The organism is Streptomyces sp. XY431 (assembly GCF_001279805.1).
In the GTDB taxonomy this organism is placed as follows: Bacteria; Actinomycetota; Actinomycetes; order Streptomycetales; family Streptomycetaceae; genus Kitasatospora; species Kitasatospora purpeofusca.
On sequence record NZ_LGDO01000302.1, the window covers coordinates 1 to 23,874 of the forward strand.

Annotated in this window: 19 protein-coding genes; 7 read left to right on the top strand and 12 right to left on the bottom strand. The window is 75.1% G+C overall.

All coding sequences use genetic code 11. From position 1 onward, the window contains the following. The first annotated feature begins 6 nt into the window (after window positions 1-6). On the top strand, window positions 7-2,181 hold the full coding sequence (locus ADK60_RS24115) for a bifunctional polysaccharide deacetylase/glycosyltransferase family 2 protein (protein WP_079008659.1): 2,175 nt from the start codon (window positions 7-9) through the stop codon (window positions 2,179-2,181). A gap of 15 nt (window positions 2,182-2,196) precedes the next feature. Continuing rightward, window positions 2,197-3,726 (top strand): protein kinase domain-containing protein, encoded by a 1,530-nt coding sequence (locus ADK60_RS24120; protein WP_053648846.1) that lies wholly within the window; start codon window positions 2,197-2,199, stop codon window positions 3,724-3,726. 54 nt (window positions 3,727-3,780) lie between these two features. Here ADK60_RS24120 and ADK60_RS24125 read toward each other — a convergent pair whose 3' ends face one another. The 4 genes from ADK60_RS24125 to ADK60_RS24140 all read right to left on the bottom strand — a co-directional run bounded on the left by ADK60_RS24125 (window position 3,781) and on the right by ADK60_RS24140 (window position 7,787). Beyond that, window positions 3,781-4,770, bottom strand: a complete 990-nt coding sequence (locus tag ADK60_RS24125; RefSeq protein WP_053648848.1) for an ABC transporter substrate-binding protein — start codon at window positions 4,768-4,770, stop codon at window positions 3,781-3,783. 87 nt (window positions 4,771-4,857) lie between these two features. Continuing rightward, the gene (locus ADK60_RS24130) at window positions 4,858-5,700 is read right to left on the bottom strand and encodes an ABC transporter ATP-binding protein (protein WP_053648921.1); all 843 of its coding nucleotides are present in this window, start codon (window positions 5,698-5,700) and stop codon (window positions 4,858-4,860) included. 15 nt (window positions 5,701-5,715) lie between these two features. Next, window positions 5,716-6,762 (bottom strand): FecCD family ABC transporter permease, encoded by a 1,047-nt coding sequence (locus ADK60_RS24135; RefSeq protein WP_053648850.1) that lies wholly within the window; start codon window positions 6,760-6,762, stop codon window positions 5,716-5,718. Then, complete coding sequence (locus tag ADK60_RS24140; protein WP_045937673.1) at window positions 6,759-7,787, bottom strand: FecCD family ABC transporter permease; 1,029 nt, start codon at window positions 7,785-7,787, stop codon at window positions 6,759-6,761. Before ADK60_RS24140 ends, ADK60_RS24135 begins: the two co-directional genes overlap by 4 nt. 156 nt (window positions 7,788-7,943) lie before the next feature. Between ADK60_RS24140 and ADK60_RS24145 the strand changes: the two genes are divergently transcribed. After that, window positions 7,944-8,573, top strand: a complete 630-nt coding sequence (locus tag ADK60_RS24145) for an HAD family hydrolase (RefSeq protein WP_053648852.1) — start codon at window positions 7,944-7,946, stop codon at window positions 8,571-8,573. 30 nt (window positions 8,574-8,603) lie between these two features. Here ADK60_RS24145 and ADK60_RS24150 read toward each other — a convergent pair whose 3' ends face one another. Next, window positions 8,604-8,858 carry a hypothetical protein gene (locus tag ADK60_RS24150; protein WP_053648854.1) on the bottom strand — a complete coding sequence of 85 codons (255 nt, stop codon included), beginning with the start codon at window positions 8,856-8,858 and terminating at the stop codon, window positions 8,604-8,606. Between the two features lie 502 nt (window positions 8,859-9,360). Here ADK60_RS24150 and ADK60_RS47790 point away from each other — a divergent pair. Next, on the top strand, window positions 9,361-9,744 hold the full coding sequence (locus tag ADK60_RS47790) for a cold-shock protein (RefSeq protein WP_030393600.1): 384 nt from the start codon (window positions 9,361-9,363) through the stop codon (window positions 9,742-9,744). 38 nt (window positions 9,745-9,782) lie between these two features. Here the strand turns inward: ADK60_RS47790 and ADK60_RS24160 are convergent, their stop codons facing one another. From ADK60_RS24160 to ADK60_RS24175, 4 genes are all read right to left on the bottom strand, one after another. Continuing rightward, window positions 9,783-10,628 carry a 1,4-dihydroxy-6-naphtoate synthase gene (locus tag ADK60_RS24160; protein WP_199839741.1) on the bottom strand — a complete coding sequence of 282 codons (846 nt, stop codon included), beginning with the start codon at window positions 10,626-10,628 and terminating at the stop codon, window positions 9,783-9,785. Further along, a complete protein-coding gene (locus ADK60_RS24165; RefSeq protein ID WP_063783251.1) occupies window positions 10,621-11,502 on the bottom strand; it encodes a futalosine hydrolase in 882 nt (293 codons plus the stop codon). Before ADK60_RS24165 ends, ADK60_RS24160 begins: the two co-directional genes overlap by 8 nt. Before the next feature lie 10 nt (window positions 11,503-11,512). Next, window positions 11,513-12,046 carry a hypothetical protein gene (locus ADK60_RS24170; RefSeq protein ID WP_045937670.1) on the bottom strand — a complete coding sequence of 178 codons (534 nt, stop codon included), beginning with the start codon at window positions 12,044-12,046 and terminating at the stop codon, window positions 11,513-11,515. Window positions 12,047-12,137: 91 nt separating this feature from the next. Next, window positions 12,138-13,520 (bottom strand): MFS transporter, encoded by a 1,383-nt coding sequence (locus ADK60_RS24175; protein ID WP_045937694.1) that lies wholly within the window; start codon window positions 13,518-13,520, stop codon window positions 12,138-12,140. A 606-nt stretch (window positions 13,521-14,126) separates the two neighbouring features. Here ADK60_RS24175 and ADK60_RS24180 point away from each other — a divergent pair. Next, a complete protein-coding gene (locus ADK60_RS24180; RefSeq protein ID WP_045937669.1) occupies window positions 14,127-15,011 on the top strand; it encodes a DUF3027 domain-containing protein in 885 nt (294 codons plus the stop codon). 168 nt (window positions 15,012-15,179) lie between these two features. After that, entirely contained in the window at window positions 15,180-18,524 is a 3,345-nt protein-coding gene (locus ADK60_RS24185) for a sacsin N-terminal ATP-binding-like domain-containing protein (RefSeq protein WP_079008653.1), read from the top strand. A 102-nt stretch (window positions 18,525-18,626) separates the two neighbouring features. Here ADK60_RS24185 and ADK60_RS24190 read toward each other — a convergent pair whose 3' ends face one another. The 3 genes from ADK60_RS24190 to ADK60_RS24200 are packed head-to-tail and all read right to left on the bottom strand — an operon-like array spanning window position 18,627 to window position 21,934. Next, on the bottom strand, window positions 18,627-18,863 hold the full coding sequence (locus ADK60_RS24190; protein WP_045937668.1) for a hypothetical protein: 237 nt from the start codon (window positions 18,861-18,863) through the stop codon (window positions 18,627-18,629). A gap of 40 nt (window positions 18,864-18,903) precedes the next feature. Next, complete coding sequence (locus ADK60_RS24195; RefSeq protein WP_053648856.1) at window positions 18,904-21,519, bottom strand: HAD-IC family P-type ATPase; 2,616 nt, start codon at window positions 21,517-21,519, stop codon at window positions 18,904-18,906. 52 nt (window positions 21,520-21,571) lie between these two features. Beyond that, window positions 21,572-21,934, bottom strand: a complete 363-nt coding sequence (locus tag ADK60_RS24200) for a DUF2530 domain-containing protein (protein ID WP_079008654.1) — start codon at window positions 21,932-21,934, stop codon at window positions 21,572-21,574. A gap of 245 nt (window positions 21,935-22,179) precedes the next feature. On the opposite strand from ADK60_RS24200, the gene ADK60_RS24205 reads away from it, so the two are divergent. Next, window positions 22,180-23,643, top strand: coding sequence for an NCS2 family permease (locus ADK60_RS24205; RefSeq protein ID WP_053648858.1), 1,464 nt, complete (start codon window positions 22,180-22,182; stop codon window positions 23,641-23,643). The last annotated feature ends 231 nt before the right edge of the window (window positions 23,644-23,874 follow it).

Sequence of the window (23,874 nt, forward strand, 5' to 3'; positions counted from 1 at the left end):
GCCTTTCTGCTGGCCCTCGCCGGCGCCCTGCTGCTCCAGGGCTACACCCAGCACCTCTTCGACACGCGCCCCGACGCCGCCGCCCACCCGGCCGGCAACGCGACCGTCCCGCAGGAGGTCCGCACCGGCGGCCCGGTGATCGACGCGGGCGGCCCGAAGCCCCGCACCGCCGCGCCCGCCCCCGGCACGGTCGCGCTCACCTTCGACGACGGCCCGGACCCGCGCTGGACCCCGGAGGTCCTCGACACGCTGCGCCGGGCCGGCGTGCGCGCCACCTTCTTCGTCGTCGGCACCCAGGCCGCCGCCCACCCCGACCTGGTCCGCCGGATCGTCGCCGAGGGCCACCAGCTCGGCGTGCACACCTTCACCCACACCGACCTCGGCGCCCAGCCCGCCTGGCGCCGCTCGCTGGAGCTGCGTGAGACCCAGCTGACCCTGGCCGGCGCCGCCGGGGTGACCAGCGCGCTGCTGCGCCCGCCGTACTCCTCCACCGCCGAGGCGCTGGACGACCCGGGCTGGGCCGCCGTCCAACAGGCCGGGCGCGAGGGGTACCTGACCGTGCTCTCCACCCGGGACAGCGAGGACTGGCGGCGCCCCGGCGTCGAGGAGATCATCGGCGCCGCCACCGCCCCCACCGACCGCGGCGGCAGCGGCCGGATCCTGCTGCTGCACGACGCCGGCGGAAACCGCTGGCAGACCGTCGCCGCGCTGGACGGCATCCTCTCCCAGCTCAAGGCGCACGGCGCCCGGTTCACCACGGTGAGCGAGGCCGTCGGCCTGCCGGACCCGGTCCGCAAGGCCACCTCGGCCGAGCACTGGCAGGGCCTCGCGCTGATCCAGATGCTGCGGGCCGGCGACTGGACGCTCACCGTGCTGGGGTGGCTGCTCTGGGCGGCCGGCGCGGTCAGCGTGCTGCGCGCGGTCGCCGTGCTGTTCGCCGCCCGGCGGCACAAGCGGTTGCGCCGCCGCCGCCCGTGGGGCCCGCCGGTCACCGAGCCGGTCAGCGTGATCGTGCCCGCGTACAACGAGGTGGCCGGCATCGAGGCGGCCGTCCGCTCGCTGCTCGCCTCCGACCACCCGGTCGAGGTGATCGTCGTCGACGACGGTTCCACCGACGGCACCGCCGACCTCGTCGAGTCGCTGAACCTCCCCTACCTGCGGGTGATCCGGCAGGCCAACGCGGGCAAGCCGGCCGCCCTCAACACCGGCATCGCCGCCGCCCGGGCCGAGCTGCTGGTGATGGTGGACGGCGACACCGTCTTCGAGCCGGACGCCGTCCGGATGCTCGTCCAGCCCTTCGCCGACCCGACCGTGGGCGCCGTCTCCGGCAACGCCAAGGTGGTCAACCGGGGTGGCCTGCTGGGTCGTTGGCAGCACATCGAGTACGTGGTCGGCTTCAACCTGGACCGCCGGTTCTTCGACCTCGCCGAGTGCATGCCCACCGTGCCCGGCGCGGTCGGCGCCTTCCGCCGCTCGGCGCTGCTGGCCGTCGGCGGCGTCGGCGAGGAGACCCTGGCCGAGGACACCGACCTCACCATGGCGCTCTGCCGGGACGGCTGGCGGGTCGTCTACGAGGAGCGCGCGGTGGCCTGGACGGAGGCGCCGGCCTCGCTGGGCGCGCTCTGGCGTCAGCGCTACCGCTGGTGCTACGGCACCATGCAGGCGATGTGGAAGCACCGCGGCGCGCTGCGCCAGCGCGGGCAGGCGGGCAAGCTCGGCCGGCGCGGCGTGCTCTACCTGCTGGTGTTCCAGGTGCTGCTGCCGCTGCTCGCCCCGGCGGTGGACGTCTTCGCGCTGTACGGGCTGGTGTTCCTGGACCCGCTGCGGATCGTCGGACTCTGGGCGGCGTTCCTGCTGGTCCAGCTGCTGATGTCGGTCTACGCGTTCCGGCTGGACCGGGAGCCGCTCGGACCGCTGTGGTCCCTGCCGCTGCAGCAGTTCGTCCACCGGCAGCTGATGTACCTGGTGGTGGTCCACTCGGTGTTCACCGCACTGGCCGGCTCGCGGCTGCGCTGGCAGCGGATGCAGCGGTACGGCAGCCTGCGGGTACCGCCCCGAACCGGGCCCCAGGGCGGGCCCGGCGAGGCCGGGTACCACGACGCACCGCCGGAGCCGGTCGCCCCCGGGGGCTATCGTGCACACGTGCACGAGGCGGTCCGGGACCCCGGGCAGGGCCTCTGAGGGGAGCGGTTCCAGGTGATCGGACGCGCGCTGAACGGGCGCTACGAGCTCGTCGAGATACTCGGCGTCGGCGGCATGGCCACCGTCTGGCGCGGGGTGGACCACGTGCTGGGCCGCCAGGTGGCCGTCAAGGTCCTCAACGGGGGGCTCGCCGACGACCCGAGGTTCGCCGAGCGGTTCGGCCGCGAGGCGCAGCACGCCGCGATGCTGGTCCACCCGAGGATCGCGATGGTCTTCGACTCCGGCCTGGACCAGGGCTCGCCGTACATCGTGATGGAGCTGGTGCAGGGCCGGTCGCTGGCCGTGCTGCTGGCCCAGCGCCCGGGGCTGCCGGTCGAGCAGGCGGTCGGGATCGCGGCGGCGGTCTGCGAGGCGCTGGCCCACGCGCACGCGGCGGGTCTGGTGCACCGGGACATCAAGCCCGGCAACATCATGATCACCCACGACGGCGGGGTGAAGGTGGTGGACTTCGGCATCGCCCGCGCGGGCTCCTCGCACAACCTCACCCAGACCGCCTCGGTGCTCGGCACCGCCGCCTACCTGTCGCCCGAGCAGGCCACCGCGAGCCCGCTGGACGGCCGCACCGACCTCTACGCGGTCGGCTGCGTGCTCACCGAGATGCTCACCGGCGCACCGCCGTTCGCGGCCGAGACCCCGGTGGCGATCGCCTACAAGCACGTCGGTGAGCTGCCGCTGCCGCCCTCCGTCCGGCGGCCCGGCCTGCCGCCCGCCCTGGACGCGGCGGTGCTGCGGCTGCTCGCCAAGCACCCGGCCGACCGCCCCGCCGACGCCGCCGTCGCGCGGGCCGAACTGCTGGCCTGCGTCCCGGGGCTGGTGCCCGCCGACCCGACCACCGAACTGCTCGCCGCGGCCTTCCCCCAGGCCGCGCCGCCGCCGGGCGACCAGCGGCACACCACGCTCCTGCCGCCGCAGCCGGTGCCGCCGGCCGCCACGTCGGTGATGGCGCCGATCCCGGCCGCCGGTCCGTTCCCGGAGGCCGAGCCGGTGCGGGAGAGCCGTCGTCGGCCGATCGTGTTCGGGGCGCTGGGCCTGGCCGGTGCGGCCGGTGCGGCGATGCTCGCCCTCACCGCCTTCGACGACCCGGCCACGCCCGCCGCCGCGCCGTCCGCCAGGCCCTCCGCGACCGCGCCGGTCACCCCGGCAGCGGCCCCGGCGCAGGCCCCGGCGCCGACCCCGACGGCCACCACTGCGTCCCCGACGCCCTCGGCCGCCCCGACCACCCAGGCGCCGCACAACCAGGCCCCGCTGGTGCAGATCAACGCCCTGCGCCAGAGCGTCGCGCAGACCCAGGTGGAGAAGGACCGGGCCCGCCAGATCGAGTTGCTCCGCACCCTCGACGAGGCCACCGCCCGCCTCAACGAGGGGCATCCCGACGACGCCGCGAACAAGCTGAAGAGTGCCCAGCGCACCGTCCGCGACCTCGCCAAGCGCCACGCCATCGAGGGCCAGACCTACCAGAACTGGAACTCCCGCCTGTCGTCCCTCATCACCTCCCTCAACGCCACCGCCGACCAGGACGACTGACCGGCGGCGGGGGCGTCCCGGGCAGGAGCCGGTCAGGAGCCGGGCAGGAGCCGGTCAGGCGCCGAGGAAGCGCTGGAGTTCGTCCAGGAGGTAGTTGGCGCCGGTGCAGCCGACGCCCTGGAACCACAGCTGGTCGTCCACGGGGAAGGCGCGGTGGGCCCTGACGGCCTCCAGGGCCTGCCAGCCGGGGCTCGCGAGGGTGGCGGTGAGGCCGTTGCGCTCCGGGTCGCCGTAGCCGGCGTAGAGGAGCAGGTCGCCGTCGGCCCTGGCGAGCTGGTCCGGCGGGAGTTCCAGGTCCGGCCGGTCGACGTTCTGGGAGTCCGGGCGGGGGACGCCGACGTCGGCGAGGACGGCGCCGGGGAAGGTCTGTCGGCCGTAGAGGCGGATCCCGCCGCCCTCGACGAAGCGGACCAGGCTGACCTTCCGGCCGCCCGCCCTGGCGTTCCCGAGGGCGGCCGTCACCTGGTTGACGTGCCGCTGGTAGGAGGCCATGAACGCCGCCGCGGCGTCCTGCCGGCCGAGCGCCTCGGCGTGGGTCTGCAGATTGGCCTTCCAGGGCGCGCCGGTGGTGGCGGTGAGGACGGTCGGGGCGATCGCCCGCAGCTCGTCGTAGCGGCCGCCGTCCCGGGACTGGTTGGACAGGATGAGGTCGGGCCGCAGCGCGCGGACGGCGGCGAGGTCCGGGGCGCCGATCGGCCCGACGTACGCGATCGGGGCGAGCCGGGAGGCGGGCCAGTAGTCGGGGAGGGCCCGGTCCGCCGCCGCCCGGGCCGCGCCGACCGGGGTGATGCCGAGGGTGAGCGCGGAGTCCAGTTCGGCGGTGTCCAGGACGACGACCCGCGCGGGCGCCCCGGGCACGGTGACCGGGCCGGTGGCGGTGGCCACGGTGACGCTCGGCGGCGGGGTGGGGGAGGGGGCCTCGGCGGCGGCCGCGAGGTCCATCGGCGGGGGTGCGGCGGGCCGGCCGGTGCAGCCGGTGAGCGCGGCGCCCCCGAGCCCGCCGAGCAGCGCGGTCAGCAGGGTGCGGCGGGGGATCGGGGGCATCGGCACCTCGGGCGGCTCGGACAGCGCAGACGGGCGGAAGGACACGGCAGCGCGTCGATTATGTCCGAATTGGTGCGTAAAAAGTGGCTATGCGTCCACGGTGGCCGCCCATGGCGCGCCCGGCACCACCAGCGGGGTGCCGGTCACCGGGTCCGGCACCACCACCGACTCCAGCCCGAACACCTCGCGCACCAGCTCCGCCGTGACCACCTCGGCCGGCGGTCCCTGGGCGACGATCCGCCCGTCCTTCATCGCCACCAGGTGGTCGGCGTACCGGGCCGCCTGGTTGAGGTCGTGCAGCACCGCGACGACCGTCCGGCCGCGTTCCACGTTCAGCCGGCGGACCAGGTCCAGCACCTCCACCTGGTGCGCGATGTCCAGGAAGGTGGTCGGCTCGTCCAGCAGCAGGATGTCCGTGCCCTGGGCGAGCGCCATGGCGATCCAGACCCGCTGCCGCTGCCCGCCGGACAGCTCGTCCACGCCGCGTTCGGCCAGTTCGGCGGTCGAGGTGCGCTCCAGCGCCTCGGCGACCGCGGCCTCGTCCTCCGCCGACCACTGCTGCCACCAGCTCTGGTGCGGCTGGCGGCCGCGCGACACCAGGTCGGCGACCGCGATGCCCTCGGGGGCGGACGGCGACTGCGGCAGCAGCCCGATCCGGCGGGCGATCCGCTTGGTCGGGACGCGGGCCAGCTCCTCGCCGTCCAGCAGCACCGCGCCGCGGACCGGCTTCAGCAGCCGCCCCAGCGCGCGCAGCAGGGTGGACTTGCCGCAGGCGTTCGGGCCGACGATCACGGTCACCCGGCCGTCCGGAATCCGCAGGTCGAGCCCCTCGGCGACGGTGCGGGCCTCGTAGGCGAGGGTCAGGTCCCGCGCCTCCAGGCGGTGGGACACCCGCTTCACGGGATCGGCGGACTCGGTGTCGGGCAGCATCGGGACCTCCACGACTCAGGAACCTCCACGGCGGGAGCGGATCAGCAGCCACATCAGGTACGGCGCGCCGACCAGTCCGGTCACCACACCGACCGGCAGCTCGACGGGCGCCAGCAGCCGACGGGCCAGCAGGTCGGCGAGCACCACGACCAGTGCGCCGGTGAGCGCCGAGCAGAACAGCGGGATCTGCGCCGACCGGGCCAGCCGCACGGCGATCTGCGGGGCCATCAGCGCGACGAAGTCCACCGGCCCGGCCGCGCCCGCCGCGCAGGAGGCGAGCACCACGCCGAGCAGCGCCATGCCGAGCCGGATCCGGTCCAGCCGCAGCCCCAGGCCGACGGCAGTGGCGTCGTCGAAGGAGATCGAGCGCTGGGCCCGCGCCGCCCACAGCGCCACCGGCACGGCGGCCAGCAGCACCCAGGCGAGCCAGCCGGCCTGGTCGTACCCGGAGCCGTTCAGGCTGCCGGTCATCCACACCTTGGCGGCCTGCGCCTGGAAGCCGTCGCCCTTGGTCAGGAACACCGAGGTCAGGGAGGAGAGCGCGACCGAGACGCCGATGCCGATCAGCACGAAGCGCTGGGCGTGCAGCCCGCGCCGCCAGGCCAGCAGGTACACCAGCAGCCCGGCCGCCAGCCCGCCCGCGACGGCCGCGTACGGCACCTGGCCGGTGGAGTCGACCACGCCGTAGGCCAGCAGGCCGACCACGGTGGCGGTGGCGCCCCAGGAGACACCGACCACGTCCGGGCTGGCCAGCGGATTGCGGGCGACGGTCTGGATCAGCGCCCCGGCCAGCCCGAGCGCGGTGCCGGCCAGCAGCCCGACCACCACCCGGGGCAGCCGGAACTCGCCGACCACCAGCTCGTGCGGGCTCGGCTGCCCGAGCACCACCTTCAGCACCTCGCCGGGCGCCACGGTGGACTCGCCCAGGCAGAGCGAGGCGACGACGGTGGCGGCCAGCACGACCAGCAGGCCGAGCGCGGCGAGCGCCGAGCGCCGGTGCAGCAGGAAGGAGGCCGGTCCGGCCCGCAGCACGGTGTAGCCGCGCAGGGCGACGGTGCTCATGCCGCCACCACCTTCCGCCGCCGGACCAGCGCGACCAGCACCGGGACGCCGACCAGGGCGGTCATCACCCCGGCCGGTACCTCGGAGGGCGGGAAGAGCACCCGGCCGAGGGTGTCGGCGAGCAGCAGCAGCGCGGGGCCGAGCACAGCCGAGAGGGCCAGCACCCAGCGGTGGTCCGCCCCGGCCACCGCGCGCGCGGCGTGCGGCACCGCCAGGCCGACGAAGGCGACCGGCCCGGCCGCCGCGACCGCCGACCCGGTCAGCACGGTGGCGCCGAGCGCGCCGACCGCCCGGACCGGTCCGGTCCGCGCGCCGAGGCCCTTGGCGGTGTCGTCGCCGAGCGCCAGCGCGTCCAGCCCGCGCGCCACCGACAGGACCAGCACCGTGCCGACGGCCAGGAACGGCAGCAGCTGCCGGGCGACGTCCGCGTCCCGCCCGGAGAGCGAGCCGACGTGCCAGAACCGGAACTGGTCCATGGCGGCCGCGTCGGTGGTGAGTACCAGGGTGTTGAGGGAGGCGATGAACGCGGAGATCGCCGCGCCGGCCAGCGCCAGCTTGACCGGCGCGGTCCCGCCCCGGCCGCGCCCGGCGAGCCCGTACACCAGCACGGTGGCGAGCACCGCGCCGGCGAAGCCGAACCAGACGTACCCGGTGAGCGTGGAGATCCCGAACACGGAGATCGCCACCACCACGCCGGCCGCCGCGCCCTGGCTGACGCCCAGGATGCCGGGGTCGGCGATCGGGTTGCGGGTGATGCCCTGCATGACGGTGCCGGCGAGGCCGAGCGCCGCGCCCACCGCGAGGCCCACGATCGTGCGCGGCAGCCGCAGCTCGCGGATCACCACGGCGTTGGTGGTGTCCCCGCCGTGCAGCAGGGCGTCGACGGTGTCGCCGAACGGGACGGTGCGGCTGCCGACCGCCAGGCTCAGCAGCACCGCACCGGCCAGCAGGGCCAGCGCGGCGGCGAGCCACAGTATTCGGCGGCGCAGCAGCCGGGCTCTTCCGGGTGCGGTGGTGTCGGTCATGGCTCTCTCTCGCAGATAGCTCAGGCAAACCTAAGTTCCGCGTCGAAGCCCGGGCAAATCCCCCTGTCCGACAACCCGTCCGACAACCTGCCTGCCAAGCCGCCCGACAACCTGCCCGCCGACCTGCCGTCCAGGCCGGTTGGATAGCCTGACGGCATGCCTGTGACCTCGGACGTCCCGCTGACCGTGGGTTTCGACCTCGACATGACGCTGCTCGACACCCGGCCCGGGGTCAGGGCCACCTATGTGGCGCTGTCCGCCGAGACCGGCACCGCCATCGACGCCGACCTGGTGGTCACCCGGCTCGGGCCGCCGCTCCTCGACGAGCTGCGCAACTGGTTCCCGGCGGAGGACCTGGACGCGGTCGCCCACCGCTACCGCACGCTCTACCGGGACCACGCCTTCGCGCCGACGGTCGCCCTGCCGGGCGCGCACGCCGCACTGGACGCGGTCCGCGCCCACGGCGGCCGGGTCGCGGTCATCACCGGCAAGTACGAGCCGAACGCCCGGCTCCACCTGGAGCACGCGGGTCTGCGCGCGGACGCGCTGGTCGGCGACCTGTGGGCGGAGACCAAGGGTGTGGCCCTGCGCGAGCACGGCGCGACCGTCTACGTCGGCGACCACCTCGGCGACATCCGGGGCGCCAAGCACGCGGACGCGGTGGCGGTGGCCGTGGCGACCGGCCCGTACAGCGCGGAGGAGCTGCTGGCGGCCGGCGCGGACGTGGTGCTGCCCGATCTCACCGGCTTCCCGGCCTGGCTCGACGGGCATCTGGCCGCCCGCTGAGGCCCGTGCCGACGCCCTGCGGCGGCGCCGTCAGGCCCCGGCGCGGACCCGGCGCCGCTGGGCGCGCGCGGAGAGCAGCAGACCGGTCAGGGCGAGCAGGAAGCCGAGCGGCATCAGCATGCTCAGCCAGTAGGCGGCCGACGGCAGCGGCGTCAGGTGCAGGAACAGCGGGACGAAGGTCACCAGGGTGGCGAGCGCGCCGAGTCCGAAGACGATCGTGCCGACCTTGACGTAGACCTCGCCTCGGTCGGCGCTCTGGCTGCTGACGCTGCTCGCGCTGCTCACGGGGCTTGCTCCTCTGCGGCGGGGTTCGGCCGCGGCGGCGGGTCCGGCGGCCGTCCCAGTCTCGCAGAGCCGCCCGGGGTGCGGGCCGCCGCGGTACCGCCGGGGCGGCCCCGGAACCGCTTCGCGGGCGAGCGGTCCCGTCACGTTGCGCAGTTTTCCGGGCGCTGGGAGTTTTGATCCCTGCTGGGCGGGGGTATGCAGGCTGTGCCGAGGGGTGCGATCAGTGCGCCCCGTTCTCTCCGACCGGAGGTGTGAGCCAGTGGACAGCGTCGAGTCGCGCCCGGGTCATGCCGATTCCGGGTCGCGCGTGGCCGTCGGGGCTCCGTACGGAACTTTCGCGGAACGCGGATGAGACAGTGACGGACCGTTAGTCTGCTCCTTACAGTGTGCTGATCGTGCGCGCCCCGCAGGGCGCGTCCCCCAGGGTCGGCCCGCTCTCCCACCACCCAGTGACCCCGGCCAGGGCCGGGATCCCTCATACCCACATCGAGGACTGTTCGAGATGCCCACCGGCCAGGTCAAGTGGTTCAACGAGACGAAGGGCTTCGGCTTCCTGTCGCGCGACGACGGCGGCGATGTCTTCGTCCACACCAAGGCGCTGCCCGCCGGAATCACGTCACTGAAGCCGGGGCAGCGGGTCGAGTTCGGCGTGGTCGCCGGACACCGCGGCGACCAGGCGATGCAGGTCCAGCTGCTGGAGGCGCTGCCCTCGGTGGCCGCCGCCCAGCGCAAGAGCCCGGACGACATGGCGGCACTGGTCCAGGACCTCATCACGATGATGGACGCGGTGCTGCCCGGGCTCCAGCACGGCCGCTACCCGGCCAAGCCGGCCGGGCAGAAGCTCGCCGTCCTGCTGCGCGCGGTCGCCGAGCAGTTCGACGTATGAGTCCGCCGCCCGACCGGTGACGGCCGGGCGGCCGGTGCTCAGAAGTCCAGCGCACCCGGGCCGAGCGGGGGGACCAGGCCCTCCGCGGCGGCCCGGGCGAGCAGCGCGCGGACGGCCGCGTGCCCCTCCTCGCCGAGCTCCGCGGTGAACTCGTTGACGTAGAGGGCGATGTGCTGGTCGGCGACGTCCGGGTCCATCTCCTGGGCGTGCTCCAGCACGTACCGGCGGCTGGCCTCCGGGTCGTCCCAGGCCTGTCGGACGGAGGCGCGGATCGCCTCGGTGAGCGCCCGCAGCCGCTCCGCGCCGAGCGAGCGCCGGGCGATGATGGCGCCGAGCGGGATCGGCAGGCCGGTCTCCCGCTCCCAGGCCTCGCCCATGTCGGCCAGGCTGCGCAGACCGTAGTTCCGGTAGGTGAACCGGGCCTCGTGGATGACCAGGCCGGCGTCCACCCGGCCGTCCCGCACGGCGGGCATGATCTCGTGGAACGGCAGCACCACGATCCGGCCCAGGCCGCCCGGTACCGCCTTCGCCGCCCACAGCCGGAACAGCAGATAGGCGGTGGACCGCTCGGAGGGGACGGCGACGGTCTTCCCGCTCAGGTCGTCCCCGCTGTCCGGGCGGGTGAGCACCAGCGGGCCGCAGCCGCGCCCGAGCGCCCCGCCGCAGGGCAGCAGGGTGTACTCGTCCAGCACCCAGGGCAGCGCGGCGTAGCTGACCTTGAGGACGTCCAGCTCGCCGCGCTCGGCCAGGCCGTTGGTGACGTCGATGTCGGCGAAGGTGACCTCGGGGGCGTCCGCGCCCGGGACCAGGCCGTGCGACCAGGCGTGGAAGACGAAGGTGTCGTTGGGGCAGGGCGAGTAGGCGATGCTCAGCCGTTCAGCCACGGCCGGCCTCCTTGGGCGCTCGGCGCGGTCCGGGCGGATCGGCCCGGTGGGACTGCGGTGGCCCGGCGGCCTGCGGTGCCGCCGCCGGCGCCGGTGGGCCGGGCGGGGGCGGGACCAGGGCCGGGCAGGGCAGGGCGGCGAAGGCCCGCTCCAGCGCGCCGAAGGCCTCGCCGATCCGCCAGGCGGACCGGTCGCGCGGGCCCACCGGGTTGGAGACGGTGCGCAGCTCGAACGCCGGCACCCCGTGCCGGGCGGCGGCCTCGGCGACCCCGAAGCCCTCCATCGCCTCGGCCACCGCGTCCGGATGGCGGGCGGTCAGGGCGGCGGCGCGCCCGGCGCTGCCGGTCACGGTGGAGACGGTCAGCACGGTACCGGTGGCCAGGGTGTCCACCCCGGCGGCCCGCAGGGCCTCGGCGACCAGGGCCACGGTGGCCGGCGCCGGGGTGTGCCGGACGGTCCCGAAGCCCAGCTCGGTGACGTCGGCGAAGCCTTCCGGCGTCTCGGCGCCCAGGTCGGCGGCGACGATCGCGTCGGCGAGCACGGTGGTGCCGATCGGCGCCCGCGGGGCGAAGCCCCCGGCGATCCCGGCCGAGACCACCAGGTCGTACCGGTCGGCGGTCAGTGCTGAGAGTGTCGCGAGCGCGGTGGCGGCGGCCGCCGCCGCGGCACCCGGGCCGACCCCGCCGGCCAGCACGTCCACCGTCGCGCCGGAGGGGTGCGCGACCCGGTCCAGCGCGCCGCCGGGCAGCGGCACCCGCCGGGGGACGCCGCCGAGGCCGCGCAGCACCGCCTCGGCCTCGGCCGGCACCGCGACGACGACGAGCAGCCGGGCCCGCGCGGGGCCCGACTGCTCGTCGGGAAGTCGTACCGTCACCGGTCGACCGTCAGCTGTCCTGGGTGTTCAGCTGGAAGTACCACACGCCGTAGATCGCGTCCGGCTGCTTCGGGTCGCTCTCGACCACGGTGATCAGGGTCTTGCCGGAGGAGTTGAGCGCCTTGCTCGCGGGCACCGAGCCCGAGTAGGTGGCGTCCGTGGCCGCCGTGGCCAGGATGAACCGGCCGCCCTGCGCCTGCTGGCCGCCGTTGGTGTTGGCCCACCAGCCGCGGTCGGCCACCTCGGGGCTCACGCCGATGCCGATCCGGTCGCTCATGGTGACGTCGGACTTGGGGAGGGTGCCCTCGTCCAGAGCCTTGCCGGCCTTGTCCTGGCACTCCTCCTGCTGCTGCTCGGTCAGCGGCTTGCCCTCGTTGAAGCAGAAGGGGTCCTTGACCGTCGAGGAGTTCCCGACGACCAGCGTGACGCGGTGGTCGCTGATCTCGTGCTGGTCGGACGCGAAGGCGATGGACCCGCCGACCGTGCCGGCGGCGATGACGACGACGGCGCCGAGGCCGGCGATGACGCGGGTGCTGAGGCTCATGCGTCAGAGGCTACCGGGCTTTCGCGATCACGCTACGCGGGGGTCGGCAACCGCGTGTTGTGCCCAGGGGCGGGCCGCCGGGGGCGGCCGCTCACGCCACCCGGGGCGCGGCGGGGCGGTGGCGCACACCCACCCGCAGGAGCGAGCGGAGCGTCCACAGCAGCACCGCGCCGACCACGGCGGCGGCCACCGTGAGGCCCAGCGCGCCGTTCAGCGGCAGCAGGATGCCGACCGCGCCGCCCGCCACCCAGGACATCTGGAGCAGGGTCTCCGAACGGGCGAAGGCCGAGGTCCGCACCGCCTCGGGCACGTCCCGCTGGATCAGCGCGTCCAGCGACAGCTTGCCCAGCGAGGCCGCCATCCCGGCCGCCGCGGCCACCGTCACCACGGTGACGGTGCTGTACCAGAGCGCGGCGGCGGCGGTGGCGCAGCCGGCCAGCAGCAGCATCGCGGTGACCGTCATCTCCGGGCTGCGGGGGCGCAGCCAGGACCCGAGCGCCGAACCGATCGCGTTGCCCGTCCCCGCGGCCAGCGCCACCAGGCCGAGTGCCAGGGTCGGCTGCAGGCCGCCGATCGGCTCCTCACGGAGCAGGAACGCCAGGAACATCACCAGGAAGCCGACCAGCCAGCGCATCGCCGCCATCGCCCGCAGCGCCAGGATCACCGAGGGTCCGACGGTGCGCAGCGAGGCCTTGGGCCGCTGCCCCGCGGCCGGCTCCGGCGCGGGGGCGTTCCGGCCGTGCAGGACGCCGTGGTGGCCCGGCGGGTGCTCCTCGGCGTGCAGCACGGCCCGCTGCTCGCCCTTGGCCGAGTCCACCGTGTGCGGCAGGTGGAAGGCCATCAGGGTGCCGGCCACGAAGACCAGGAAGGCGCCGCGCAGCGGCCAGCCGGGACCGATCAGGTGCAGCAGCCCGCCCACGCCGCCCGCGACGATGGTGGCCAGCAGCCCGGCCAGGGTGACCCGGGAGTTCGCCTTCACCAGCGACAGCCGGCTGGGCAGCAGCCGGGGCACCACGACGCTGCGCACCACCCCGTACGCCTTGGACGCGACCAGGACGCCGAGTGCCTCCGGGTAGAGCGCCAGCCCGCCGCCGGTCACCACGCCGGCCATGGTCCAGGCGAGCACCGCGCGGGCCAGCATCGACATCGCCATGGCGGCCCGGCGGCCGTGCGGCAGCCGGTCCAGCAGCGGGCCGATCACCGGGGCCAGCAGGGCGAACGGCGCCATGGTGACGAGGAGGTAGAGCGCCACCCGGCCGCGGGCCTCGCCGGTCGGCACCGAGAAGAAGATCGTGGAGGCGAGCGCCACGGTGATGAGCATGTCCCCGAAGGCGTTCAGGGCGTGCAGCTCGATCAGCTTGGCCAGGCCGGACTCGCCGGCGCCCTCGGCGGCGGTGGCCCGGCGGATCCGGCGGCCGGTGCCGTGCACGACCTTGCCGGTCCGGGAGCCGGCGGCGGAGGCGGTGCGGACCAGGAAGTGCCGGCGCGGCTCCTCGCCGTCACCGTCACCGTCGTCCGGCCCGTCCCGGTGGGCCTGCTCCTCCTGCTCGTGCTGCTCCTCCGGCTCGGCCCGGTCGTCCGGTCCGTCCGCGGGGGCGCCGGTCGGCGGCGCAGCGGGCAGTGACGAGGGGTCCACCGACTGCGGTTCACCCGCAGCGTGGACCGGAGACTGCTGTCGCGGCACGGCGTTCGCTTCGTCGGGGCTGCCGGCCTGCGAGGCGTGCAGTGCGTGCTGCGACGGTTTCTCGTCCGCCACATGCCCATCCTGCCCCAGATTCGGGAGGACGACGCGGGATTCCGCTCCGCGCCGCGCGAGCGGGGGCCGCCGTTCCCGTCCCGGACGCCCCGGATCCACTCCGGAGCGCCCCGGACTGTGCCCGGCGGCCGACCGGCGGGTAGCCTGCCCAGAGTCCGCCCGAGTGCCCGACCGGTGCCGGCGGATCGGACCAGCGGCGCGGCCGGTATCCGCGGCAGGCCGCAGTCGCGCAGAATGGACGAGGGAATCCGAGCCGCGACGGAAAAGGCAACTCGCCGTGGGCGACAGAAGAAATGGGAGAGAATCGACGCCGTGAGTGCAGCGATGCGAAGCCGTACCCCTGATCGGCTCTGTGCCGAGGCCGTCGAACTCGCCCGCCAGGCCGCCGAGGACGCTGTCGGTGCCGAGACCGTCGGGGGGCACCTGGGCGTCCAGGCCGAGACCGACCGTGTCGTGACCCACACCTTCGAGTGCCTGGACGCGGCCTACCGCGGCTGGCACTGGGCGGTCACGGTGGCGCGGGCCCCGAGGGCCAAGAACGTGACGCTGGACGAGGTCGTCCTGCTGCCGGGGCCCGACGCCGTCCTGGCCCCGCAGTGGGTGCCGTGGAGCGAGCGGCTGCGCCCGGGCGACATGGGCCCCGGCGACCTGCTCCCCACCGACGCCGACGACGTGCGTCTGGAGCCGGGCTGGACCGGCGAGGACGAGCCCGCGCCGAACTCCGCGCTGGCCCAGGCCGCCCAGGAGGACGTGCTGGTCAGCGACGACCCGGAGGTCCAGCCGGCCCCGGTCCGGGCCCAGATCAGCGCCGTCGCCGACGAACTGGGCCTGGGCCGCAGCCGGGTGCTGTCCCGACTCGGTCTGCACCTGGCCGCCGACCGCTGGGAGAAGGCCCACGGCGCGCAGACGCCGATGGCGCAGTCCGCCCCGGCCTGCTGCGTCAGCTGCGGCTTCCTGATCCCCATCGGCGGCTCGCTGGGCCAGGCCTTCGGGGTCTGCGGCAACGAGTTCGGTCCGGCGGACGGCCAGATCGTCTCCTTCGCCTACGGCTGCGGCGGGCACTCCGAGGCGGCCGTCATCCCGGCCCCGCCGGCGCCGGCCGCGCTGATCCTGGACGAGCTGGTGGTCGAGCCGCTGACGCTGCACCCCGACCGGCTCTCCGGCTCGGTCGAGCCGGACGCCCCCACCGAGGAGCTCGGCCACTCCTAGGAATCGTCGTCGTCCGGCGGCCCGTCCCACCCCGTGGGGCGGGCCGCCGTCGTCCCTGCCGCCGTCCGGGCGGACCGCCCGCTCCGGGGGTGTGTCCGGGACTGTCCCCGCGGCAGGGAAGAATGCCCCCCGTAGGGCACAACAGGGCGGCGGAAGGCGGCAGGTCCAGTGGAACCTCGGATTCTCGGCAGCGGCACGGACGAGCGCCTCGCGGACCCCTTCGGCAGTGCCGGACTGCGCCGCCGGGTGCTGGACGCCTGGGCCGCCTCCCCGGCCAGGTTCCGGGAGGACGCCAACGCCGAGGAGGAGCTCGCCCTCGGCGGCTACCGCGACCGGCTGGTCGTCGAGCTGGCGCAGAACGCCGCCGACGCCGCCGTCCGGGCCGGGCACGGCCCGGGCCGGCTCCGGCTCACCCTGGCGGACGGCGTGCTGGCCGCCGCGAACACCGGTGCGCCGCTGGACGCGGCGGCCGTCGAATCGCTCTCCACCCTGCGCGCCTCCTCCAAGCGCGGCGACCGGGACAGCACCGTCGGCCGGTTCGGGGTCGGCTTCGCCGCCGTCCTCGCGGTCACCGACGAGCCCGCCGTGCTCGGCGCGGGCGGCGGTGTGCGCTGGTCGCTCGACGAGGCCAGGTCGCTGGCCGAGGCGCAGCCCGCCCTCGACGAGGAGCTCCGCCGCCGGGACGGCCATGTGCCGCTGCTGCGGCTGCCGTTCGCCGCCGAGGGTCTCGCGCCCGACGGGTACGACACGGTGGTGGTGCTGCCGCTGCGCGACGCGGCCGCCGAGGACCTCACCCGCCGGCTGCTGGCCGGCATCGACGACGCGCTGCTGCTCACCCTGCCCGGCCTGGCCGAGGTCGTGGTGGAGACCGCGGACGGCACCCGCACCCTGACCCGTTCGGCCGCCGAGCCGCGTCCGGACGGGGCCCTCCCGGCGCCGGCCGGCGGGGTCACCGGGGCGGAGATCAGCGAGGTCACCATCACCGACGACGCCGACGGGCAGCTGCGGAGCACCGTCTGGCAGACCGTCGGGGCGGCCGGGCCGCTCGACGTCGAGCTGCTCGCCGACCGGCCCACCGAGGAGCGCACCCGCCCGCACTGGACGGTGACCTGGGCGGTACCGGTCTCCGCCGGGGGCGACCCGCAGCCTCCGGCGATCGCCCCGGTGCTGCACGCGCCCACCCCGAGCGACGAGCCGCTCGACCTGCCCGCGCTGCTGATCGCCTCCTACCCGCTGGACTCCACCCGTCGGCACGTCGCCCCCGGCCCGCTCGCCGACTTCGTCACCGAGCGGGCCGCCGACGCCTACGCCGAGCTGCTGCGCGCCCGCGGCGGCGACCTCGGCTCGCTCGGCCTGGTGCCCGGGCCGCTCGGCCGGGGCGCGCTGGACAACGCGCTGCGCGCCGCCGTGCTCTCCCGGCTGCCCGGGACGCCGTTCCTGCCGCACCCGGCGCCGGTCGAGGACGGCACCCCGGCGCTGCGGCCCCGGGACGCCACGCTGCTGGAGGGCGCGGACGGCTCGGTGGTCGAGGCGCTGGCGCCGATCTTCCCCGGCCTGCTGCCGGCCGGTCTGGAACGCCGCACCGAGCTGCGGGTGCTGAACGTGCGCCGGGTCCCGCTCGCCGAGGTGGTCGACCAGTTGGGCGGCCTGGACCGGGAGCCGGCCTGGTGGCGCAACCTGTACGCGGCGCTCGGCGGCGCCGACCCGGAGGCGCTCGGCGCGCTGCCGGTCCCGCTCGCCGACGGGCGGACGGTCACCGGGCCGCGCCGGGTCCTGCTGCCCTCCGACGACGCCGACTGGGCCGCCTTCCCCGGCTACCCGGAGGCGCTGGCCGACGCGCTCGCGGTGCTCGACCTGCGGCTCGCCCACCCGGAGGCCTCCCACCCGCTGCTGGCCAAGCTGGGCGCGGGCGCGGCCACCCCCGCCGGGGTGCTGGACACGCCCGAGGTGCGGGCCGCCGTGCTGCGCTCCTACGAGCTGGCCGAGGACGACCCGGACGCCGCCGCCGACCTCGCCGAGGCCGTCCTGGCGCTCGTCCGGGCGGCTGCCCCGGCCCCCGGCGAGCACCCGTGGCTGGCCCGGCTGGCCCTGCTCGACGACGAGGGCGAGCCCGCCCGGGCCGGTGAACTCCTGCTTCCCGAAAGCCCGTTCGCCGCGCTGGCACGCGAGGACGACGCGGCCTGGGTGGACGACGAGCTGCTGGAGCGCTGGGGCCCCGAGGTGCTCGGCTCGGTCGGTGTGCTCGCCGACTTCGTGCTGGTCCGGGCCGAGGACGTGGTGCTCGACCCGGACGACCTGGAGCGGCTCGACCCGACCGCGCCCGCCGACCGGGCGGCCGGCGGCCACCCCACCGGGCTGATCGACGAGGCCCCGGACGGCCTGGCCGACTGGGCCGAGGATGCGCTGGAGGCGCTGCACGCCGATGGCGGAGACGCGATCGGCGTCCCGCCGGTCGCCGCCGAGCTGCTCGCCGTCCGGGACCTCGACCTGGTGGACGACGACGCCTGGCCGCAGGCGCTGGCCACGCTGGCCCGCCCGCCGTACCGGGACGCCGTGGTCACCCCCGTCCGCACCCTGCTGCCGGACGGCTCGTACACCGACCTGCCGCCGTACACCGCCTGGTGGCTGCGCGACCACCCGGTGCTGGACGGCCGCGAGCCCGCCGGGCTGCGCGCGGCCGGCGCGGACCCGCTGCTGCGCGGCCTCTACGACGAGGCCCGCACCACCCTGGACGAGCAGTTCCTGCACGCGCTGGGCGTGCGCACCACGCTGGCCGCGCTGCTCGCCGAGCCGCACGGTCCCGACGAGGTGCTGGACCGGCTGACCGACCCGGACGCCGAGATCGGGCACCGCCAGCTGCACGGCATCCACAGCGCGCTGGCCCGGGTCGGCGCGGACCGGCTCGAAGCGCTGGACGTGGTCAGGGCGGTCCCGCCGATGGACCGCGCCACCGGGCGGCGGCCGGACCGGACCGTGGTGGTGGACGCCACCGAGGCGGTCGTCGCGGACGCCCCCGACCTGGTCGAGCTGCTGCACGACCACCCGCTGCTGCCGGTCGCCCCGGAGCTGGCCGCGGAGCTCGCCGAGCGGCTGCACGTCTCGCTGGCCAGCGAGGTGGCCGGCGGTCGGGTGCTCTCCCAGGGCGCACTGCACCGGGTGCCGGCGGTGGTGCGGGAGCTGCTGCCCGGCTGCCCGGTGGCGTACGAGGAGCACGAGGAGCTGCTGGTGGTCGGCCCGGACGGGGAGGAGGCGGCCGTCGACTGGCGTTGGGACGGCGCGGCGGACACCCCGGAGGCGCCGTACGACCCGGAGACGGCCGAGGAGGCCGACGAGGACGACGAGTTCGAGCTGCCGCCGGTGCCCGGGCTGCTGCACGCGGCCACCCCGGAGGGTCTGGCCGCGGGCCTGGCCTGGTCGGTGGGGCAGTGGCACCGCCGGTTCGAGGTGCTGGCCGCGCTGAGCGAGCCGGACCGGGCCTACGAGCTGTCCGCGGCCCGGGACTTCGAGGGCTGACGGGGCGCCGGAGCCGGAGCCGCCCTCGCCGGCGGGTCCGGCTCCGGCTCCGGCGCTTCCGGCCTCTGCCCGCCGGGTGTCGGAGCGTCCGGATCCCGTCGGTCAGGAACGGGAGCCGGAGCGGGTCCGGCCGCGGGCGATCATCCGCAGGTAGAGCGCGAGCGTGCTCAGCACCCAGGTGGCGGTGAGCACCGCCGCCACCGCCTTGGTCAGCAGCGGGCCCGGTTCGATGTGCGCGAGCGCGCCGGCCCCCACCATCACCCCGGCCAGCAGCCCGGTGGCCAGCAGTCCGCCCAGGAAGGCCGCGAAGGCCTCCAGCTCCCCGCCCCTGCGCCCCATCGCGGTACCCCCCGTCGTCCGAACCCCTCCGGTTCGTGGCTCAATCATCGAGCCGGCGCCGCATGATCCGCCAGACCACTTCCAGCACCAGCCCGGCGGTCACCGCGATGGCCACCCCGATCCACGGGTCCCGGGTGCCGGACAGCGAGAGCTGGAAGAAGTCGGAGAGCCACGGCACGGTCATCACCAGCGCGAAGCAGCCGCACATGGTGGCGATCAGCAGCACCCGCCACCAGTTGTACGGGCGGGCGACGATCGCCAGCACCCAGATGGCGACCAGGAACAGCGTCAGGGTGGCCACGCTGGTGTCCGACTCGAGGTCGGTGGCGTGGTTGGCCCGGGCCAGCGCGTACGCGGTGAAGGTCGCCGTGCCGGCGATGATGCCGCCCGGGATCGCCAGCCGCAGCACCCGGCGCACGAAACCGGTGCGGGCCCGTTCGTTGTTGGGCGCGAGCGCCAGGAAGAAGGCCGGCACACCGATCGTCAGGGTGGACAGCACGGTGGAGTGCCGGGGCAGGAACGGGTACGGCGAGTGGGTGAAGATCACCAGTAGTGCCAGCAGCACCGAGTAGACCGTCTTGACCAGGAACAGCCCGGCCACCCGCTCGATGTTGCCGATCACCCGGCGGCCCTCGGCGACCACCGAGGGCATCACCGCGAAGGAGTTGTTCAGCAGCACGATCTGGGCGACCGCCTTGGTCGCGTCGCTGCCGCTGCCCATCGCCACGCCGATGTCCGCGTCCTTGAGCGCCAGCACGTCGTTGACGCCGTCGCCGGTCATCGCCACGGTGTGCCCGCGCGACTGCAGCGCGCCGACCAGCTCGCGCTTCTGCTGCGGGGTGACCCGGCCGAAGACGGTGGTGCGCTCGGCGAGGTCGGCCAGCGCCTCCGGCTCGCCGGGCAGGGTGCGGGCGTCCACCGGGTGGTCGGCGCCGGGCAGTCCGAGGTGGGCGGCGACCGCGCCGACCGAGACGGCCGCGTCGCCGGAGATCACCTTCGCCTCGACCTGCTGGCTCTCGAAGTAGCGCAGGGTGTCGGCGGCGTCCTCGCGCAGCCGCTGCTGGAGCACCACCAGGGCGAGCGGGCGCAGCCCGGCGGCCGGGTCCGGGGCGTCCAGCGGGACGGGCGTGCGGCCGAGCAGCAGGACCCGCAGGCCCTGGGCGCCCAGCTCGTCGACCTCGGCCAGCGCCGGGTGGCCGGCCGGCAGCAGGACGTCGGGCGCGCCGAGCAGCCAGCTGGCCTCGCCGCCGCGCGGCTCCAGCAGTTGGACGCCGCTCCACTTGCGGGCGGAGGAGAACGGCATCGCCTCGATCACCCGCCAGCCGCCCCGGGCCCCGGGGGCTCCCCGGCCGGACTCCGGGCCGTCGCCGTTCAGGTGCCCGCCGTCGGGGTGCCGGCCGTCCGGGTGCTGGGCGTCCGGAGGCTGGGGGCCGTGAACCGCGGCGTCCCGGCCGTCGCCGTAGGCGTCGATGACGGCCTGCATGGACGCGTTGGGTCGGGCGTCGGCCCCGGCCATCACCGCCAGCGCCTGCTCGACGGTCTCCTTGAGGGTGCCCCGGTCGTCCAGCGCGCCGCGCTCGTCGGTGGCCCCGTCGTCCCCGTCGTCCGCGTCCGCGTCGAGGATCCGCAGGTCCACCAGGTCCATGCCGCCCTCGGTGAGGGTGCCGGTCTTGTCCAGGCAGACGGTGTTCACCCGGGCCAGGCCCTCGATCGCGGGCAGCTCCTGGACCAGGCACTGCTTGCGGCCCAGCCGGATCACCCCGATCGCGAAGGCCACCGAGGTCAGCAGCACCAGGCCCTCGGGCACCATCGGCACGATCCCGGCGATCATCCGGCGGACCGCCTCGCGCCAGTCGCGGCCCTCCACCGCCAGCTGGCTGATGATCAGACCGACCGCGGTCGGGATCAGCAGCCAGGTGATGAACCGCAGGATGCTGTCGATGCCGCTGCGCAGTTCCGACTTCACCAGCGTGAACCGGCTGGCCTCCTCGGCCAGCTGCGCCGCGTACGCCTCGCGGCCGACCTTGGTGGCGGTGAAGGTGCCCGCGCCGGCCACCACGAAGCTGCCGGACATCACCTGGTCGCCGGGCTGCTTGAGGACCGAATCGGGCTCGCCGGTGAGCAGCGACTCGTCGATCTCCAGACCGTCCGCCTCGGTGACCTCGCCGTCGACGATCACCTTGTCGCCGATGCCCAGCAGCACGGTGTCGTCCAGCACGATCTCGCCGACGGCGATCTGCTGGACCGTGCCGTCCCGGCGGACCTGGGGCCTGGCCTCGCCGATCAGCGCGAGGCTGTCCAGGGTCTTCTTGGCGCGCAGCTCCTGGATGATGCCGATCGCCGTGTTGGCGACGATGACCAGGCCGAAGAGTCCGTCCTGGATCGGGCCGACGACCAGGATGATCGCGAACATCACGCCGATGATCGCGTTGAAGCGGGTGAAGACGTTGGCCCGGACGATCTCCTTGGTGGAGCGGCTGGAGCGGACCGGTACGTCGTTGACGTCACCCCGGGCGACCCGGTCGGCCACCTCGGCGGCGGTGAGACCGCCGCGCCGGCCGGGCAGCAGCCCGAGCGGGTGGGCGCCGTCGGGCTTCTCCCCGGCGTCCGGGGCGGCGGTCGGCCGGTCCTCGGCGGGCTGCGCAGGCTGCGTCATGGCACCGACTCTACGGGTGCCTTATGTCCGATGCGTGCTACTAAAGGACTATTCAGTCCGACCGGGTGGCCGGGTCCCCGCCGTTCCCCTCCGGGGCCGTGCGGGGCGCCCGGTCGGCCGTTCCCGCGGTGCCCGTCGGGCCCGTTCCCGCGGTGCCCGTCGCCCCAGCCCCGGCGGCCCGGCTGCGGGCGATCGCGTCCCGGCGGGCCCGGCAGTACCAGAGGCCGATCAGGCCGAGGCCGCCGCCGGCCAGGCAGATCCACGGCCAGTTGCCGTGGCCGTGGTCGGAGAGGGTCCCCCAGAAGGGGAGCAGGACGACGAACGCCACGAACCAGAGCACCGTCCCGCCGCCGACGATCGCGACGTCATTGGCCTCCAGCGGCGGCGGAGAGGGGTGCGATGGCGTCTTGGGCATGGGCCCTAGGGTACGGGGGCGGCGGGCGTTCGATCGATTCCCTGTGCGGACTGTCCGGGGCTGTTCCGATCCATCCCGGTCTACGCGCGAAGATAGCGAACGGGCGATGGTGGAACTCATACTTGTCGTTCCGGTTGGCCGGGGCACGCCCAGGACATCGTGCTTCGTGCCCGTCCGATCGGATCGCCCGGCCACAGTCGCTCGGGCGGCTCCCCCCTCTCCTCCGCCCCCACAGAGGACGCAGCATGCCCGTGGCCCAGCCGACCACCGAGTCGCCCGAGCCCGCCCAGCCCGACGCGCCGAAGCCCCCGACCGGCGCCCTGGACCGCTACTTCCGGATCGGCGAGCGCGGCTCCACCCTGCCGCGCGAGATCCGCGGCGGCATCGCCACCTTCTTCACCATGGCCTACATCCTGGTGCTGAACCCGATCATCCTGGCCAGCGCCACCGACATGACCGGCGCCCACCTGGACAACACCCAGCTGGTCACCGCCACCGCGCTCACCGCCGGTCTGACCACACTGCTCATGGGTGTGATCGGCAACGTCCCGATCGGCCTGGCCGCCGGCCTCGGCGTCAACACCATCGTGGCCCTCCAGCTCGCGCCGAAGATGACCTGGCCGGACGCCATGGGCATGGTGGTGCTGGCCGGCTTCGCGATCATGATCCTGGTCGCCACCGGCCTGCGCGAGCGGGTGATGAACGCCGTCCCGCTCGGCCTGCGCAAGGGCATCGCGATCGGCATCGGTCTGTTCATCAGCCTGGTCGGCCTGGTCGACGCCGGCTTCGTCACCCGGATGCCCGACGCCGCCCACACCACCGTGCCGCTCCAGCTCGGTACCGGCGGCCACCTGCTCGGCTGGCCGGTCCTGGTCTTCGTGCTCGGCCTGCTGCTGACCCTGGTCCTGATCGTCCGCAAGGTGCCCGGCGCGATCCTGGTCTCCATCGCGGTGATGACCGTCGTCGCCGTCGTCATCGACAAGCTCGCCGACCTGCCCGACAGCGTCTGGGGCCTGACCGTCCCGGCCTGGCCCGGCAGCCCGGTCGCCAAGCCCGACTTCGGCCTGGTCGGCGAGGTCAGCCTGTTCGGCGGCTTCGAGAAGGTCGGCGTCCTGACCGGCGTCCTCTTCGTCTTCACCGTCCTGATGTCCTGCTTCTTCGACGCGATGGGCACCATCCTCGGCGTGGCCGACGAGGCCCACCTGCTGGACGAGAAGGGCGACCTGCCGGGCATCAACAAGGTGCTGATGATCGACGGCATCGCCACCGCGGCGGGCGGCGCCACCTCCTCCTCCGCGAACACCTGCTTCGTCGAGTCCACCGCCGGTGTCGGCGAGGGCGCCCGCACCGGCTTCGCCTCGATCGTCACCGGCGCCCTGTTCATGGTGGCGCTCTTCTTCTCCCCGCTCGCCAAGATGGTCCCCGCCCAGGCCGCGACCCCCGCGCTGGTCGCCGTCGGCTTCCTGATCCTGGCCAACTCGATCAAGGAGATCGACTGGGCCGACTACACGATCGCGATCCCGGCGTTCCTGACCATCGTGATGATGCCGTTCACCTACAGCATCACCAACGGCATCGGCTTCGGCTTCATCGCCTTCTGCGTGCTGCGCCTCGCCGCCGGCCGGGGCCGGGAGGTGCCGGTCGCGATGTACGCGGTCTCGGCGGTCTTCGCCTTCTACTACCTGATGCCGGCCCTCGGCCTGCTCTGAGGCCGGACGCCGGTCGGTCCCGGGCCCTCTCCGCACCGCGGGGAGGGCCCTCGGCTTTCCGTCCTCCCGGTCCGCGAGGCGGTCGGGGGCGAGGGCGCGGATGGCGGAGAGCCGGTCGGCGTGGCCGGTGCGGCCGACGATGTCGACGACCTGGGCCGGCGGGGTGTTCACGCGCATCGTCTGCGCTGGGCCGGTTCGCATCGGGTCGGGGCTCGCGCCGACTGGGCCAGG

Excerpts from the sequence above, each read along its gene's own strand:
- ADK60_RS24190 (WP_045937668.1), bottom strand. The coding sequence starts at position 18,863 with ATGGGGCGCAGGGGCGGGGAGCTGGAGGCCTTCGCGGCCTTCCTGGGC.
- ADK60_RS47790 (WP_030393600.1), top strand. The coding sequence starts at position 9,361 with ATGCCCACCGGCCAGGTCAAGTGGTTCAACGAGACGAAGGGCTTCGGC.
- ADK60_RS24145 (WP_053648852.1), top strand. The coding sequence starts at position 7,944 with ATGCCTGTGACCTCGGACGTCCCGCTGACCGTGGGTTTCGACCTCGAC.
- ADK60_RS24135 (WP_053648850.1), bottom strand. The coding sequence starts at position 6,762 with ATGAGCACCGTCGCCCTGCGCGGCTACACCGTGCTGCGGGCCGGACCG.
- ADK60_RS24180 (WP_045937669.1), top strand. The coding sequence starts at position 14,127 with ATGCGAAGCCGTACCCCTGATCGGCTCTGTGCCGAGGCCGTCGAACTC.
- ADK60_RS24125 (WP_053648848.1), bottom strand. The coding sequence starts at position 4,770 with ATGCCCCCGATCCCCCGCCGCACCCTGCTGACCGCGCTGCTCGGCGGG.
- ADK60_RS24205 (WP_053648858.1), top strand. The coding sequence starts at position 22,180 with ATGCCCGTGGCCCAGCCGACCACCGAGTCGCCCGAGCCCGCCCAGCCC.
- ADK60_RS24140 (WP_045937673.1), bottom strand. The coding sequence starts at position 7,787 with ATGACCGACACCACCGCACCCGGAAGAGCCCGGCTGCTGCGCCGCCGA.
- ADK60_RS24195 (WP_053648856.1), bottom strand. The coding sequence starts at position 21,519 with ATGACGCAGCCTGCGCAGCCCGCCGAGGACCGGCCGACCGCCGCCCCG.
- ADK60_RS24170 (WP_045937670.1), bottom strand. The coding sequence starts at position 12,046 with ATGAGCCTCAGCACCCGCGTCATCGCCGGCCTCGGCGCCGTCGTCGTC.
- ADK60_RS24200 (WP_079008654.1), bottom strand. The coding sequence starts at position 21,934 with ATGCCCAAGACGCCATCGCACCCCTCTCCGCCGCCGCTGGAGGCCAAT.
- ADK60_RS24130 (WP_053648921.1), bottom strand. The coding sequence starts at position 5,700 with ATGCTGCCCGACACCGAGTCCGCCGATCCCGTGAAGCGGGTGTCCCAC.